At 56.9% G+C, this 13,249-nt stretch carries 10 protein-coding genes and 1 pseudogene; 6 read left to right on the forward strand and 5 right to left on the reverse strand.

Going from position 1 to position 13,249, the window contains the following annotated elements; translation table 11 throughout:
* Positions 1 to 113: 113 nt before the first annotated feature.
* The 6 genes from C4520_15520 to waaF all read left to right on the forward strand — a co-directional run bounded on the left by C4520_15520 (position 114) and on the right by waaF (position 7,072).
* Positions 114 to 1,808: a hypothetical protein gene (locus C4520_15520; protein ID RJP17883.1), complete on the forward strand. Its 1,695-nt coding sequence runs from the start codon at positions 114 to 116 to the stop codon at positions 1,806 to 1,808.
* A gap of 154 nt (positions 1,809 to 1,962) precedes the next feature.
* Positions 1,963 to 2,880, forward strand: a complete 918-nt coding sequence (locus C4520_15525; GenBank protein ID RJP17884.1) for a hypothetical protein — start codon at positions 1,963 to 1,965, stop codon at positions 2,878 to 2,880.
* A gap of 14 nt (positions 2,881 to 2,894) precedes the next feature.
* On the forward strand, positions 2,895 to 3,851 hold the full coding sequence (locus tag C4520_15530; protein RJP17885.1) for a hypothetical protein: 957 nt from the start codon (positions 2,895 to 2,897) through the stop codon (positions 3,849 to 3,851).
* Positions 3,848 to 5,308 carry a D-glycero-beta-D-manno-heptose-7-phosphate kinase gene (gene rfaE1, locus C4520_15535; protein RJP17886.1) on the forward strand — a complete coding sequence of 487 codons (1,461 nt, stop codon included), beginning with the start codon at positions 3,848 to 3,850 and terminating at the stop codon, positions 5,306 to 5,308. Before C4520_15530 ends, rfaE1 begins: the two co-directional genes overlap by 4 nt.
* 33 nt (positions 5,309 to 5,341) lie before the next feature.
* Positions 5,342 to 5,938 (forward strand): HAD family hydrolase, encoded by a 597-nt coding sequence (locus C4520_15540; GenBank protein RJP17887.1) that lies wholly within the window; start codon positions 5,342 to 5,344, stop codon positions 5,936 to 5,938.
* 3 nt (positions 5,939 to 5,941) lie between these two features.
* On the forward strand, positions 5,942 to 7,072 hold the full coding sequence (waaF, locus tag C4520_15545) for a lipopolysaccharide heptosyltransferase II (protein ID RJP17888.1): 1,131 nt from the start codon (positions 5,942 to 5,944) through the stop codon (positions 7,070 to 7,072).
* Positions 7,073 to 7,089: 17 nt separating this feature from the next.
* Here the strand turns inward: waaF and C4520_15550 are convergent, their stop codons facing one another.
* The 5 genes and pseudogenes from C4520_15550 to C4520_15570 all read right to left on the reverse strand — a co-directional run bounded on the left by C4520_15550 (position 7,090) and on the right by C4520_15570 (position 13,249).
* On the reverse strand, positions 7,090 to 9,108 hold the full coding sequence (locus C4520_15550; GenBank protein RJP17889.1) for a tetratricopeptide repeat protein: 2,019 nt from the start codon (positions 9,106 to 9,108) through the stop codon (positions 7,090 to 7,092).
* Between the two features lie 9 nt (positions 9,109 to 9,117).
* The gene (locus C4520_15555; protein RJP17890.1) at positions 9,118 to 9,894 is read right to left on the reverse strand and encodes an SDR family oxidoreductase; all 777 of its coding nucleotides are present in this window, start codon (positions 9,892 to 9,894) and stop codon (positions 9,118 to 9,120) included.
* Between the two features lie 159 nt (positions 9,895 to 10,053).
* A complete protein-coding gene (cadA, locus tag C4520_15560; GenBank protein ID RJP17891.1) occupies positions 10,054 to 12,420 on the reverse strand; it encodes a cadmium-translocating P-type ATPase in 2,367 nt (788 codons plus the stop codon).
* A gap of 69 nt (positions 12,421 to 12,489) precedes the next feature.
* Complete coding sequence (locus tag C4520_15565; GenBank protein ID RJP17892.1) at positions 12,490 to 12,864, reverse strand: ArsR family transcriptional regulator; 375 nt, start codon at positions 12,862 to 12,864, stop codon at positions 12,490 to 12,492.
* A 270-nt stretch (positions 12,865 to 13,134) separates the two neighbouring features.
* A pseudogene (locus tag C4520_15570) lies at positions 13,135 to 13,249 on the reverse strand (IS3 family transposase).

Genomic DNA, 13,249 nt, shown 5'->3' on the forward strand with positions numbered 1-13,249 from the left:
TGCAAATTCGAGTCGTCCGTGATATATTTTGTCCTAATTTCAGCGGGCCGATCACTGGGATGTCTGTTAAACGAACGAGTTGAAGCGGAAGTGCGCGTAGAAAGGACATCGATATGCGGAAGTGGGTATCCCTTTTTTTCCTTTCACTCATCCTCATCTTTCCCTCTGCTGCTGAATCTCTGGAACCGGAGTATCGCGAGTTTCACATTTTGAAGACCGAAGAAGCGACCACCGTCGGCCAGGGTAACCTGCGGACTGAAATAGAATTCGGAGTAACGAAACAGCCTGATGCGTCGGAATTATACAGTATCCCTCGCCTCCGGCTGACGTACGGCTTGAGCGATTGGGCGGATCTCGAGTTTGAATACGATTTTTTCGTGGTTCGCGATACCACTTTTGTCAAATTCCCGACGGGCGAGATCGTATCCGATCATGATGACGAGTCAACCGGCGACTTGAGGGTCAAGGTCAAGATGTCCCCCTATGAGTTCGGGCGGAATCGGCTCGGGTTCGAGGCCACGACAAAATTCCCCATGGCGGATCGCGATGAAGGGGTAGGCACCAATGAGACTGATTTTGTCTGGCAGTTCCTGCTCACGAGCGATTGGGGGCGGTTGCTCACTCATCTGAATGCGGGAATGGCAATCATCGGGGACCCTGCCGAAAACAGGAACCAAAGAGATTTTCTGATTTTGGGCGCCGGGGCGGAATACGGCCTCACCGATTCTCTCACGCTTATGGCCGAGATCAATGGATCGACCTGGTCGGAGAACGGCGAGAAAGGATTCACCGACAACATTGCTGAAGCAAGCCACGGAAGCTGGCGCGCGATGGGCAGCATCGGCCTGACCGGCCCGATTGGCAATGATTGGCGATGGGGGCTGTTGGCCCGCAAAGGCCTGAATAACCACACCGATGATTGGGGCGTACAAGGCGGCTTGAGCAGAGTCTGGGGCATTGGAGGATCAGAGGAGCCGGCTGCTGCGGAGGAGGAGCGCCGCCCTGATCCGGAAACCTTTTTCAATCCAATGAAGACAGCGACGGCATACACGATCGGGGAACGCAACTTTCATTTGGAACTGGCTGCGGACTACATAAATCAACCTGACGACTCGGACCTGTATGTCCTGCCCGACCTCACCGTTGGATGGGGAATCGGTCCGTGGGCGGATTTTCAGGTGCAACTTCAGTACCTGATGGTCAGAAATTCGAAACGATTCGACTCTTCGGGAGCTGTTATTGAAGAGGATATCGATGAAACCGGTCAAGGGGATGCCTGGGCAAAATTCAAATTCTCGCCATTCGATTTGCGGTGCGGTCGGCTGGGCGCCGAGTTGATAACCAAAGTTCCGAGCGCGGATGATAAAGATGCCCTCGGCACAGACGAAGCAGACATAGTTTTCAGAGGCCTCCTCTCAACGGATTGGTCGGAATTTTATCCGGATTCGCTCCTGGGACGCCTGAAAACTCATTTGAATGCGGGGATCGCGATCCAGGGGAATCCCTACAAGCATTCGAGCCAGAACGACTTGTTCATCTGGGGAGTCTTGGCGGAGTACGAACTGCTGGAGTCATTGACGCTTTGGGCGGAACTGGAAGGATCGAACGGCGGCCCAACCATTGGCAATGTCACCGAAGGAGTCTACGGCGACGATTTCATAGAGGCGCGATTGGGACTGACCGGGCCATTTCCCCTTATCGATTTTCTGGACGATTGGAAGTGGGGAGTTACAGCGTCAGCCGGCATGACAAGTGAGTCCAGAGATTGGACAGCCAGCGTCGGCGTCAGCCACACCTGGGGTTTATAACTCTCAGATATAGTAATGGTTTAACCATTCCCGCTCCTATGTTTCTGTGCTTCCGGCGAATGCCGCCGCATCACCAAATCTGCTTGAGTTTTCCCCGCCATTCACTTATAATTAATCTAAAAATTGAGTAAGGATCATCAAGAATCCATTGAAAATGGAACCTCGCTCAAAATTAATGAGAGAGCGTATTCTAAGGGCTGTCACGGGGATCGTAAGCGGCTTTTTCCGGAGGATTTCGCCGGAAACGGCGAGGCGAATCGCCTTTTTTGTCGGCGACATCGGATATCTGCTTGACTGGCGTCACCGGCGGATAGCGATGCGGAACCTGCGCATGGCGTTCGGCCAGACTAAGACCGAAGCCGAAATGCGCCGAATTACGCGTGAGACCTTTCGAAACTTCTCATTGATAGCAGTTGAATTTCTCCGAATCCCCCTTTTGACGCCAGAAAAGGCGAAGGCCCTGATCAAGCCGGAGCAGAAGAAACTGCTGGACGAGTGTTTGAAACGGGGAAAAGGTGTTTTGTTGGTTGCTTATCATTTTGGCAATTGGGAGATGATGGCGGCGGTCGGCGCGCTTGCAGGCTACCCCATTTCCGCGGTTGCCAAGCCGATGAAGGACTCGATCTGGAACAAGATCATCAATGAGATGAGGACATTTTCCGGTTTGCGCGTGATTGCCCGCGATCGCTCGGCCTTTGCCATTGTCAAACGACTCGCCCGCAATGAAATCGTGGGAATTTTGGTCGATCAAAATATACGCAAGCAGAAAGTATTTGTGGATTTCTTCGGAATGAAAGCGGCAACTACGCCGGGGCCGGCGCTCCTTGCCCTGAAGACGGGAGCGGCATTGATTCCCCTTTTCATGATGAGAAACGGGCTTGGCCAATATGAGATGATAGCTGAAGGGCCTCTTGATGTTGTTTCAACCGGCGACATGGAGGCCGATGCCGTTAGAATCACCCAGACATACACATCGATCCTGGAAAAGTACGTCAGCCGGTACCCGTCGCAGTGGTTCTGGTTGCACAGGCGGTGGCGAACACGCCCCCCCGGTGAACCTGCATTATATTAGGAGTACGCGGAGTTATGGCGTCAAAGAAAAAATTCGAGCCAGCCGATCTGAGCGCGGTCACCACGCATAGTATCACGGACTGCCGAAGGAAGGTGTCCCTTCAGCAATTTGCCTCATTGCCGGGCCCGGATACCGCCGCGGGCGAGTTCCTGGCGTCGCTGCCCGACGTGCTTGCCGCAGCCAGTTTGCGGAAGTTGATTCAGGCAATCGTGGCCGCCAGAAAAAATGAAAGGCCGGTCGTGGCTGCCCTTGGCGGGCACGTGGTCAAATGCGGCCTTGGGCCGGTCCTGATCGACCTCATGAAGCAGGGCTTCATCACCGCGGTCGCAATGCACGGAGCGACGGCGATCCATGATTTCGAGATCTCCCTGATCGGGCAGACATCGGAGGACGTCCCGTCCGTCCTGAAGGACGGCTCCTTTGGAATGGCCAGGGAAACACCGCAGGCATTCGCGCGCGCGGCGGAACTGGCCGGGCATGGCAAAAGCGGGCTGGGCAGTAATATCGGCAAAGATATATTGGAACGGAAGAATCCTTACGCTCGCTACAGCGTTCTGGCGGCTGCCGCCGATCTCGATTTGCCGGCCGCTGTTCTGCTGGCGCTGGGGACGGATATCATCTGCATGCATCCGGATTTCTCTGCCGAGAAACTGGCGGCGGCGAGCCATCTGGATTTTCGCATCCTCGTTTCTATTGTGGCCGATCTCGAAGGCGGCGTCTGGATGAACATCGGATCAGCTGTAGTGCTGCCGGAGGTTTTCCTGAAAGCACTCAGTGTCGCCAGAAACCTCGGGAGCCCCATTCAGAATTTCACGACGGCGAATCTCGATATGCAACAGCATTACCGCCCGAACACGAACGTGGTCGGCCGTCCGACGGAAACCGGCTACTCGATTACGGGCCATCACGAAATCATGCTCCCGCTGCTCCGCATGGGAATCCTGTGGCTGGCCGGAGGAAAAGAACTATGATAGCGGCTTGCCTGGCAAGGCTGCAATCGATTGACTCGCCGATCATCATGGTTATCGGCGATCTGATGCTTGATATATACGTGTGGGGAAAGGTGGAGCGGGTCTCGCCGGAGGCGCCCGTCCAGGTATTGAAAGTGGAGGCTGAAGAATCGCGACCCGGCGGAGCCGCGAATGTCGCCGGCAATCTGGCCGCCATGGGCGCAAAGGTTATGTGCTGCGGCGTGATCGGCGACGATGCCGAAGGGCGCGCGCTCAGCCGCCTGCTTGCCGCCAGAACGATTGACACCTCTCTAATCGTGCGCGACAAGGGGCGGCCGACGATTGTGAAGACGCGGATGGTCGCTCACAGCCAGCAGTTGCTTCGCGTCGACAAGGAACAGGTTCTTGACTTGAGCGAACCGCTCCGCAAAAAGATGATGGCGTCGATCGAGGAGCGGCTGCCCCTGTGCGATGCTGTTCTACTCTCGGATTACGGAAAAGGGACGATTCCGGACGAACTGGTCGTCGAGCTTATCTCCGCGTGCAGGCGACATGGAAAGATGGTCCTCGTGGACCCGGCAATGAAGAGGGATGTCAGGATGTATTCCGGCTGTACGGTGCTCAAGCCGAACCGGATCGAGGCGGCCGCAGCCTCGGGCATTGATATTCGCGATCAAACGTCGCTCGAGAAGGCGGCTCAGAAGATATTGAAATTGTCGAAGGCCGAGAGCCTGCTCATAACCCAAGGCGGGCGGGGGATCACTATCTTTCGGAAGAACAGGATTCCCGTGCACGTACCAGCTCTCGAGCGACCGGTTTTCGATGTGACGGGTGCGGGCGACACGGTTCTCAGCGTCCTCGGTTATGTGTTGGCCGGCGGTGGCACAATCGAGGAGGCCGCCGAAATCGCAAACATTGCGGGTGGAATCGTCGTTGGAAAAGTCGGCGCCGCCCCTGTCTTGAAGGATGAGATTGAGCATGAACTTCTTGCCGGCGAGCAGGTGACTCAGAAAGTGAAAACGCTGAGTCAGATCGGCGCGATCTGCGAAGAGCATCGCCGGCGCAACCAGAAGATCGCCTTCACCAACGGCTGCTTCGATCTGCTTCACGTCGGCCACATCAGACTGCTCGAGTTTGCCAAGAGCAACGGCGAAATCCTCATTGTCGGCCTGAATTCGGACGATTCGGTGAGGAGACTCAAAGGGCCGAGCAGACCGGTCCTGAACCAGAGCGAGCGGGCAACGATTCTTTCGGCAATCGAACAGGTGGATTATATTGTCATTTTCGACGAGCTCACTCCGCTCAAGCTGCTCAAAACGGTCAGGCCGGACACGCTGATCAAGGGAGCGGATTATACCAAAGAAGCCGTGGTTGGCGGGCCATATGTGGAATCATATGGAGGCTCTGTCCTGTTGGCGCCGCTGATTGAGGGCGTCTCGAGTACGAGCATCATGTCGCGCATCAACAGAAACAAATGAATTCCCTGATCCGGCAGTCCAGGAGATAGAACCATCGACACCACTTCCACCAGAGCTGTGTTTCTCGATCGGGACGGAACAATTATCGAAGAGCGCGGATATCTGAATCATCCCGATGCTCTCGAACTGATCGAAGGCGCGGCGGAGGCCGTTGCCTTGTTGAATAGGTCCGGCCTCAAAACCATTGTCGTCTCGAATCAGTCCGGCGTTGCACGGGGATATTTTCCGGAAAGCCTGGTGGCGCGCGTCCACGGGAAAATGGTGGCGCTGTTTAACGAGAAGGGGGCGCGGCTCGATGCGATTTATTATTGCCCGCACCATCCATGCGCGGGGGAGCCGCCATACCGAAAGGACTGCGAGTGCCGGAAGCCGGGCATCGGCATGATCGATCGGGCGGCGCGGGAATATTCCATCGACGTCTCTCGCTCATATCTTGTCGGCGACAAGATGAGCGACGTGCAGACGGCAGTTAACGCCGGCTGCAAGGCGATTCTCGTTATGACCGGCTATGGGAAGGGCGAGTGGGAATTCAATCGGGAAAGGTTGAAGAGGGCTCCGGATTATCTTGCAGCCGATGTGATCGAGGCCGCGCGGTGGATTATCAAAGATGCGGCGGTTGACGGAAATTAAAGGATGGCTCGAGCTGCGATTGCGCCTCGACCAGGGATTTCCGAACGGACATTGGAAATAAAGAAGATGGCGATTTACGATAGACACATTCTGGTTCGGCTGCCTAATTGGGTGGGCGACGTTGTCATGGCGACACCAACATTGCGCTGCCTCCGCCTCAACTTTCCGAAGGCGCGCATAGACGTAACGCTGCTCCCCTACGTTCGCGACGTCATTAAGGGCGCCCCCTGGATCGATGAGATCATCGAGATTCCCCGCCGGCGCGACGGGGCAACGGTCGGCGCGATGCGCGAGTACGTCAACCGCTTGCGGCGCAACCAGTACGACCTCGCTCTCGTGCTTCCCAATTCTGTCAGTTCGGCCGTGCTCGCATATCTTTCGGGTGCGAAACAGCGCATCGGGTACGACCGACAGGGGCGGGGGTTTTTACTGACCGATCCGGTTCCGCCTCCACGCGTAAAAGGCAAATTCGTCCCGCAGCCGATGGTGGATTATTACCTGAAATTGTGCGAGGCGACGGGCGCGGTCGTCGGTTCGACCACAACTGAAATGTTCGTCGACGCGGAATCGGAGCGCCGCGTCGAGGAGCTTTTCTCCACCTATCGGATCGGGCAAAAAGGCGGAATAGTTGCCCTTGCGCCGGGCGCAGCGTTCGGCTCCTCAAAGTTGTGGGATCCGAAAAAATTTGGCCGGTTAGCCGATCTGCTGGCCGAGCGGAAGAACTGCGACGTGCTGATTGTCGGCGGGCCGAATGAAAGGCCGATTGCCCGCGAGATCGTTGCCGCATCCAGAATCAAGCCGGTAAACCTCGTCGAAGAGAACCTGAACCTGAACCTGCTGAAGTCGATTGTGAAACGATGCGATCTCTTTGTGACCGTCGACTCGGGCCCGCGTCATTTCGCCGTCGCGTTTGATAAGCCCGTTGTTGTTCTGGTGGGAGCGATCGATCCCGCCTATACGAACTGCAATCTTCAGAAAACCCTTATCGTCAAAGCGGAAAATGTCGATTGCGCACCCTGCCAGAAGAAACGGTGTCCGACCGACCACCGCTGCATGACGGAAATCAGTTCGGAAATGGTTTTCGACGCCGCAAGCCGTCTGCTCGAATCATATCCTCGAACAGCAACCACGTAGCGTCTGGAATAAACATCTTACCTCTCACCTGCCGGCGGGCCGGCGGTCTCTTCAAGCATTTCGAGCAGTTTGGCCGCCGCGTCGTCAGCGGGATTATGCTGGACGTATGTCGCCAGATGCTTCCGCGCAAGATGTTGTTTGAGCGGGTCGCGCGCATAAAGACGGGCGAGCGCGAGGTGGGCGGCCGGCACGTCGCCGGCCTCGATGCTATCCAGGAGCGATTGTTCGGCGGCTTCCTGATTGCCTTTTTCGAGATACGCTATGCCGAGGTGATAGGAGACATCGGGAGCGTGAGTGAAGGCCTGATTTTTCCGAAACCGCCACAGATCAAGCGCCCGCTGAAACTGCGCAATTGCCGCATCATGTTTTCCCTGCGCGAGGTAGATCGAGCCGAGCGTGTAATGCGCATCCTCCTGTTCAATGAAGATCGCGAGCTCCGACCTGTTTTCCTCGCGGATCGCCTGCTTCAGGATTTCGGCGGCGCCGTCGACTCTTCCCGTCTTCATTCGCAATCCCGCAGTCTTGTATGCGAGTTCCGGCGAAAAATTAATTTCGAGCGCCCGTTCATAACTCTGGAGAGCCTGCTCATCCAGGCCTTCGCGCTGATAGAAATCGCCCTTTCCGAGATGAGCCAGATATTCATCCAGATCAATCTGCGCATTCGAGTAAATCCAGGGGATGGCGCACAGGAGCGATACGGTATTGATTATGAGCAGGATTCTGCCGGCGACCCGGCGGTCGGGCAGAAAGCGGATGAGCAGATACGCGCCGAGCATCGTGATGAAAATCCATGGCGGCGCGAAAACGTCCCAATCTTTACGTGCGCCCAGAAGCGGGGCGGCGGTCAGCGTGATAGCAAGATAAACGGCGGCAGTCAAAAGAAGAATCCACGGCTCCGGTTCCTTTCGCCGTTCCGCCGTGAGCCACAAGGGGAGAGAGAGCAGGCAAAGCAACAGGCCGAAGGGAGCGACGAGCAGGATTTCATTCGCGATATCGATCAGATGAGGGAGCGAGAAGAGGGTATATCTTTCCAGAATATAGCCCTTCCGCATGAGCCCGAGGAAAAAGACGCCTTCATAATCTTTTCGAGTTTCGGGAAAGAAGATATCGCTGAACGAGAAGCCCATCGAGTGGAAGATGAGGAAATAGACGGCCGCGACAGCGACGGGAATCGCCGCCATCGCCGCAAATTCATATTTACAGAACTTCCCGCGCTGGCGGGAGCGATACACGTAAGCGAACAGAAGCGCCAGGCCTGATCCCGCCATGAGCAGGTGGAGCGATGCGCTGAACGCCAGCAGGAGAACCGGCAGCAGGATTGGAGACTTTCCCCGCGCATACAACAACGTTGCGAGACAGAAGAGAGCGAGGAATGCGGTCGCGAGGCTGTATGTCTCGACGTATCCGAAGAAAAGCTGCATGAAGCCGGCTGTGAATACGGTTGCCGAGAAGGCGATCCTTCGGGCGAGTCCGTCGAAAAGGACGTGGCCGATCTCGAGAACGGCGAAAACAAAGATTCCACCGGCAATGCAGCTTCGCAGGGCAAGTGTATCGAACGACTCGAAACCGGTTTGCGCCAGCATCCGATGCATCATGCGCCCGATCCAGTAATCGAGCACCTGATGCGAGGTGATGTGACCGGCCCAGCCGCCGACGTAGTATCTGAATGCCTCATCCGTGCGCGCGACTTTGGCCACGGTGACGCCGTCTCCGAGAAAAAGATTGCCGCTGCGAAATGCCCAGAATAAGCCGATCGACGCGAGGGCGATGAACAAATACAAGACGTGAGGGGAGAGAGGCAATTTGATTGAGGCCGCTCGCCGCTTCAGCTTCAAGAGCGTCGATACGACGGCATTGTTCAGAGGCGGCAGGCAGACGAGAGCGGCGAGCAAACAGGCGGTGAAAGAGACGGCGCGCGGGAATTCGCGGAGATGGTAGAATCCCCAACCGGCAAGCGGCGAGAAGCGGTCGCCGATGAGATGCAGTGCGATAACCAGTAAGGCGTACGCGATTGTCGCATATAAAAATCTGCGCATCGCTCCTCGTCAGAAACCGGCGCCCGAATGGATGGCGCCGCCGTCTACCACAATTGTCTCGCCGGTCACGAAGGATGAGGCATCGGAAGCGAGGTACAGCGCGGCGCCGAGGAGATCCTCCGTCTCGCCAAGGCGCGGAACGGGAATCTTCTTGACCTCTTCCTGAAAGAAATCGCTTGTCCAGACGGCCTTGCTCATGTCGGTCCTGATGAAGCCGGGCGCTATGGCGTTGACGCGAATATTATAGGCTCCAAGTTCGGCGGCCAGCACTTTCGTGAGCATGATGAGGGCGGCTTTGGTGACGGAGTATGTGCCGGTCATCGGCGCGGGCCGCAATCCCGCAACAGACGCCATATTGATGACCGCGCCGCCGTGATCGCGCATCCATTTTGAGAACACGAGCTGAGTCAGGAAGAAAACTCCATTGAGATTCACGTCGAATGTTTTATCCCACGCCGCTTTCTCGATATCCATGATTGCGCCGAAATGGGGATTGGTAGCGGCGTTATTAACGAGGATGTCGATTTTGCCGAACTGGCTCAGCGCCTGATCCGCCAGCTTCTCGATCTGATCGATTTTGCCGGTGTGCGCCGCGACGGCGAGACCGTGCCGGCCCGTCTTCTCGATTTCCTCGACACATGCCCGGCACGCATCGAGCTTTCGGCTGGCCACAACGATGTCGGCGCCCGCCCGCGCGTATTCGAGGACGATCGCCTTCCCAATACCACGGCTGCCGCCGGTGATGAGCGCGACTTTTCCTTCAAGAGAGAATCTGCTTTTCGACATCCGGTTTTCCTCCCGATTCCGCAAAGGATAGCGAAAATATGCCTCTTTGCGAGTATACAGCAAGAAGACTATGGCAGGCAAGAAGGGGGGCGAGCCCGATTCATTTCAGGGAATGAGGGAAAGTCGCGCTGGCGCGTGGGCAGCCGGCGGGGAGCGGCCTTACTTCTGAAGGCCGAGCGTATCATTGACCGCCAGCAATCTCATGCCGTTGAAGATGACGAGAAGAGATGCGCCCATATCGGCGAAAACCGCCATCCACAGCGTCGCTAGTCCGAGCACCGCGAGGCTGAGGAAGAGCAATTTAATAAGGATGGAGAGCGCGATGTTCTGCTTGATGATCGCGAGCGTTTTGCGGCTGAGCGAGATGGCAAACGGGAGCTTGAGCAGGTCGTCGGCCATGAGGGCGACATCGGCTGTTTCAAGCGCCGTATCCGAGCCGGCCGTCCCCATCGCCACGCCGATGGTTGATGCGGCCAAAGCGGGAGCATCATTGACGCCATCGCCGATCATCGCCACGTATTCATACTCCTCGACCAACCCGCGCAGGGCGTCCACCTTGTCCTGCGGCAGGAGCTCCGACCGGTATTCGATGCCCAACTGGCTCGCTATCGCTTCGGCTGTGCCGCGATTATCGCCGGTGATCATGATCATCTTGCGAATCCCGATGTCGCGCAGGCGTCGCAGCGCCTCGGTCGAGTGCTTGCGCAGCGAGTCGATCAGCACGATGATCCCCAGCGGCGCCTCCTGATTGCCGACGAGCACGACTGTCTGGGTTTTCTTCTCGATCTCATTCATGCGCTCGTCGAGGTGCGGCGTGCAGAAATTCAGTTCTTTGAAGAGGCGGTGACTGCCGACGTAGTAATTCTTTCCGTCGATTGTCGCCTCGGCGCCCTTGCCGGGAATGGACAGGAACGCCTCGACGGGTTTGACCGGGATACCCAGCCGGCGGGCCTCCTCCACAATCGAGCGGCCGAGGTGATGCTCGGACCTTGATTCGACGCTTGCCGCGATGCTGAGGAGCTCGCCCGGCGTCACGTTGTCGAGCGGGATAATTTCCTTGACGCATGGATGCCCGAGCGTGAGGGTGCCGGTCTTGTCGAACGCGATGGCATTGAGCATGCCCGCCTTCTCAAGATAGATGCCGCCCTTTATGAGAACGCCGTGGCGCGCGGCGCTTGCAAGCCCGGCCGCGATGGAGATGGGGGTCGAGATCACGAGCGCGCACGGGCACGCTATGACGAGCAGCACTAGGCCGCGGGACAGCCACTCGACGAATGGGGCTCCGAAGGCGAGCGGCGGGACCGCGACTACCAGGGCCGCAAGCGCGATGACGGAAGGCGTATAGTACTTCGTGAATTTGTCCACGAAATTCTGCATCGGGGCGCGCTGCGCCTGCGCTTCCTCGACCAGATGAATAATGCGCGCGAGCGTCGTATCGTCCGCCCGATGCGTCGCCTGCACCTCGAGAAAACCGTCTCCGTTGATCGTGCCGGCGAAAACGTCATCCTCCTTTTGCTTGACGACAGGAGTCGATTCGCCGGTGATCGGCGCCTGGTTGACTGCGCTGAGACCGGCGATAACCTTTCCATCGAGCGGAATCTTGTCGCCCGGCCGCACAATAAGAATTTCACCGATTTCCACCTCGCTCACCGGAACGACAACCTCCTGACTGCTCCGGCGAACGAGCGCATTTTCGGGCGCCAGCTTCATAAGAGAATGGATGGCGTTGCGCGCGCGATCCATGGTGTGCATTTCGAGATACTGCGCGCCCGAGAAAAGAAAAACGACCGTCGCCGCCTCGAGCCATTCGTTTATTGCGGCCGCCCCGATGACGGCGATCGTCATCAGGACGTTCATGTCGAACGTGAAACTTCGGGCGGAATAGACGGCCTTGCGGTAAATGTGGTAGCCGCCGAAGAGCATGCCGAGCAGGTAAAAACCTGTCACCGCCAGGGGATCGACGCCCAGGAGCGAGAGGATGAATCCGGCGGCAAGGAAGATGCCCGCCGCGAGAGTGTGTACCAACTGGTCGTGACCGGCCGGCACTTCCTTTTTCGCGGGGGCGCCCGTCGGCCTGGCCGCCATTCCGGTTTCCCGAATCGCGCGAAGAAGCTGCTGGTGAGTCAGCGCGCGCGAATCGTACGAGACCGTGACCTCCGCCGATACCAGATTGAAGGCGACGTTCCTCACGCCGTCGAGCGACCGCAGTTTGCGCTCGATTATGGATGATTCGTCCGGACAGTCCATCCCTTCGACATAAAACTTGTCGGTCGCTTCACCCGGCAGCCGGCCGGTCTTGTAGCCGAGCTTCTGGACTTGCTGCTCGATCGCGGCAACGTCGGTCCCTTCTTCGGCAAGAACGACGATGTTGCCGCCGGTGAAGTTCACGGCCGCGCTCACTACCCCTTCCATTCGCGCGACGGCCTTCTCGACCTTTTCCGCACAGGAAGGACAATCCATTCCGGCTATGGCAATGGTTATCTCAGTAGTCGGTTTCGTTATGGTTTCCGACGAATGCCCGCTCATGCTTCCGCTCCATCATAAGACGCTGGTTCTCCGGCCTGAGAATCGGCCAAGGGGAACCCATTTGATCGATTATTCCTGAATGTGTTTCAGTCCTTCCCGGATCAATTTTTCAATGCAAGCGTCGTCGAGCGAGTAATAGACCATTTTCCCTTCTTTTCGATGCTTGACGAGCTTGAGGTTGCGCAGGATGCGCAATTGGTGTGAGACGGCCGATATGCTGGCGCCGAGGAGACTGGCGATATCGCATACGCATAGTTCGCGCACATTGAGCGCGGACACAATGCGAAGGCGCGACGGATCGCCGAGCACCTTGAAAATCTCGGAGAGTTTTTCGAGGATGTCTGCCTGTGGGATTCTGGCGCGTACTGCCTGCACTCGTTCTTTATTGACGAAAGCTACTTCACAGACGGTTTCATCGTGTTTTCTTGCGGTATCGGTCGCCATCGTTCACCCCCTACACCTGAATGGTTGATCAAATGAAATTATAACATCAGAACCCCAAAGTGTCAAATTTTCCTCCTTTAACCCGGTACTCGTCATACCATCCACCCGCCCCGTGCAATTCATTCCGAGCCCCTTACTGTTTCCCTGACCTGCTCCCCGAGATAAGTACCACGTCGATTGATAGGATCCTGTAGAATAGGTGATTAAAGGAGGATCCTGAGATAGCAAGCAGAGGGAAGCGTTACAGTGAGGAGCAGATCATCCGGATATTAGGAGAGATTGACGCCGCGCATTCTCCGCCTCAAGCGTCTTCAGACGTTTGGCCTCGGATATATCCATGCCGCCAAACTTCTGTTTCCAGCGGTATATCGTTCCCTCTGATACC

It is taken from the genome of Candidatus Abyssobacteria bacterium SURF_5 (assembly GCA_003598085.1).
In the GTDB taxonomy this organism is placed as follows: Bacteria; Abyssobacteria; SURF-5; order SURF-5; family SURF-5; genus SURF-5.